Genomic DNA, 3352 nt, shown 5'->3' on the forward strand with positions numbered 1-3352 from the left:
CGAAATTGGGTCTGTAGCTCAGTTGGTTAGAGCGCACCCCTGATAAGGGTGAGGTCGGCAGTTCGAATCTGCCCAGACCCACCAATTTTGTGTGGGAAACGCCTGTAGAAATACGGGGCCATAGCTCAGCTGGGAGAGCGCCTGCCTTGCACGCAGGAGGTCAACGGTTCGATCCCGTTTGGCTCCACCACTACTGCTTCTGTTTGTTGAAAGCTTAGAAATGAGCATTCCATCGTGATGATGGTGAATGTTGATTTCTAGTCTTTGGACTAGTTCGTTCTTTAAAAATTTGGGTATGTGATAGAAAGATAGACTGGACGTTACTTTCACTGGTAACGGATCAGGCTAAGGTAAAATTTGTGAGTTGCTCTTAATTGAGTATTATCGAATTTTCGGCGAATGTCGTCTTCACAGTATAACCAGATTGCTTGGGGTTATATGGTCAAGTGAAGAAGCGCATACGGTGGATGCCTTGGCAGTCAGAGGCGATGAAAGACGTGGTAGCCTGCGAAAAGCTTCGGGGAGTCGGCAAACAGACTTTGATCCGGAGATGTCTGAATGGGGGAACCCACCTAACATAAGTTAGGTATCTTAAGCTGAATACATAGGCTTAAGAAGCGAACCAGGGGAACTGAAACATCTAAGTACCCTGAGGAAAAGAAATCAACCGAGATTCCCTTAGTAGTGGCGAGCGAACGGGGACTAGCCCTTAAGTGGCTTTGAGATTAGCGGAACGCTCTGGAAAGTGCGGCCATAGTGGGTGATAGCCCTGTACGCGAAAATCTCTTGGTCATGAAATCGAGTAGGACGGAGCACGAGAAACTTTGTCTGAATATGGGGGGACCATCCTCCAAGGCTAAATACTACTGACTGACCGATAGTGAACTAGTACCGTGAGGGAAAGGCGAAAAGAACCCCGGAGAGGGGAGTGAAATAGATCCTGAAACCGTATGCGTACAAGCAGTGGGAGCCCACTTTGTTGGGTGACTGCGTACCTTTTGTATAATGGGTCAGCGACTTATTTTCAGTGGCGAGCTTAACCGAATAGGGGAGGCGTAGCGAAAGCGAGTCTTAATAGGGCGTCTAGTCGCTGGGAATAGACCCGAAACCGGGCGATCTATCCATGGGCAGGTTGAAGGTTGGGTAACACTAACTGGAGGACCGAACCGACTACCGTTGAAAAGTTAGCGGATGACCTGTGGATCGGAGTGAAAGGCTAATCAAGCTCGGAGATAGCTGGTTCTCCTCGAAAGCTATTTAGGTAGCGCCTCATGTATCACTGTAGGGGGTAGAGCACTGTTTCGGCTAGGGGGTCATCCCGACTTACCAAACCGATGCAAACTCCGAATACCTACAAGTGCCGAGCATGGGAGACACACGGCGGGTGCTAACGTCCGTCGTGAAAAGGGAAACAACCCAGACCGTCAGCTAAGGTCCCAAAGTTATGGTTAAGTGGGAAACGATGTGGGAAGGCTTAGACAGCTAGGAGGTTGGCTTAGAAGCAGCCACCCTTTAAAGAAAGCGTAATAGCTCACTAGTCGAGTCGGCCTGCGCGGAAGATGTAACGGGGCTCAAACCATACACCGAAGCTACGGGTATCACTTAGGTGATGCGGTAGAGGAGCGTTCTGTAAGCCTGTGAAGGTGAGTTGAGAAGCTTGCTGGAGGTATCAGAAGTGCGAATGCTGACATGAGTAACGACAATGGGTGTGAAAAACACCCACGCCGAAAGACCAAGGTTTCCTGCGCAACGTTAATCGACGCAGGGTTAGTCGGTCCCTAAGGCGAGGCTGAAAAGCGTAGTCGATGGAAAACAGGTTAATATTCCTGTACTTCTGGTTATTGCGATGGAGGGACGGAGAAGGCTAGGCCAGCTTGGCGTTGGTTGTCCAAGTTTAAGGTGGTAGGCTGGAATCTTAGGTAAATCCGGGATTCTAAGGCCGAGAGCTGATGACGAGTGTTCTTTTAGAACACGAAGTGGTTGATGCCATGCTTCCAAGAAAAGCTTCTAAGCTTCAGGTAACCAGGAACCGTACCCCAAACCGACACAGGTGGTTGGGTAGAGAATACCAAGGCGCTTGAGAGAACTCGGGTGAAGGAACTAGGCAAAATGGCACCGTAACTTCGGGAGAAGGTGCGCCGGTGAGGGTGAAGCATTTACTGCGTAAGCCCACGCCGGTCGAAGATACCAGGCCGCTGCGACTGTTTATTAAAAACACAGCACTCTGCAAACACGAAAGTGGACGTATAGGGTGTGACGCCTGCCCGGTGCCGGAAGGTTAATTGATGGGGTTAGCTAACGCGAAGCTCTTGATCGAAGCCCCGGTAAACGGCGGCCGTAACTATAACGGTCCTAAGGTAGCGAAATTCCTTGTCGGGTAAGTTCCGACCTGCACGAATGGCGTAACGATGGCGGCGCTGTCTCCACCCGAGACTCAGTGAAATTGAAATCGCTGTGAAGATGCAGTGTATCCGCGGCTAGACGGAAAGACCCCGTGAACCTTTACTATAGCTTTGCACTGGACTTTGAATTTGCTTGTGTAGGATAGGTGGGAGGCTTTGAAGCGTGGACGCCAGTTCGCGTGGAGCCAACCTTGAAATACCACCCTGGCAACTTTGAGGTTCTAACTCAGGTCCGTTATCCGGATCGAGGACAGTGTATGGTGGGTAGTTTGACTGGGGCGGTCTCCTCCTAAAGAGTAACGGAGGAGTACGAAGGTGCGCTCAGACCGGTCGGAAATCGGTCGTAGAGTATAAAGGCAAAAGCGCGCTTGACTGCGAGACAGACACGTCGAGCAGGTACGAAAGTAGGTCTTAGTGATCCGGTGGTTCTGTATGGAAGGGCCATCGCTCAACGGATAAAAGGTACTCCGGGGATAACAGGCTGATACCGCCCAAGAGTTCATATCGACGGCGGTGTTTGGCACCTCGATGTCGGCTCATCACATCCTGGGGCTGAAGCCGGTCCCAAGGGTATGGCTGTTCGCCATTTAAAGTGGTACGCGAGCTGGGTTTAGAACGTCGTGAGACAGTTCGGTCCCTATCTGCCGTGGACGTTTGAGATTTGAGAGGGGCTGCTCCTAGTACGAGAGGACCGGAGTGGACGAACCTCTGGTGTTCCGGTTGTCACGCCAGTGGCATTGCCGGGTAGCTATGTTCGGAATAGATAACCGCTGAAAGCATCTAAGCGGGAAACTAGCCTCAAGATGAGATCTCACTGGGACCTTGAGTCCCCTGAAGGGCCGTCGAAGACTACGACGTTGATAGGTTGGGTGTGTAAGCGCTGTGAGGCGTTGAGCTAACCAATACTAATTGCCCGTGAGGCTTGACCATATAACACCCAAGCAATTTGC

The 3352-nt window shown here is 51.1% G+C and carries 2 tRNA genes and 1 rRNA gene; all 3 read left to right on the forward strand.

The window, feature by feature from the left end:
- The first annotated feature begins 7 nt into the window (after positions 1-7).
- The 3 genes from FQ185_RS29990 (at position 8) to FQ185_RS30000 (ending at position 3332) form a co-directional block, all read left to right on the forward strand.
- A tRNA-Ile gene (locus FQ185_RS29990) sits at positions 8-84 on the forward strand.
- Positions 85-114: 30 nt separating this feature from the next.
- Positions 115-190 (forward strand) — tRNA-Ala (locus FQ185_RS29995).
- Positions 191-440: 250 nt separating this feature from the next.
- Positions 441-3332: ribosomal RNA gene (locus tag FQ185_RS30000) — 23S ribosomal RNA — on the forward strand.
- Positions 3333-3352 lie beyond the last annotated feature (20 nt).

The sequence above is a fragment of the Pseudomonas sp. ANT_H12B genome, from assembly GCF_008369325.1.
Taxonomy (GTDB): Bacteria; Pseudomonadota; Gammaproteobacteria; order Pseudomonadales; family Pseudomonadaceae; genus Aquipseudomonas.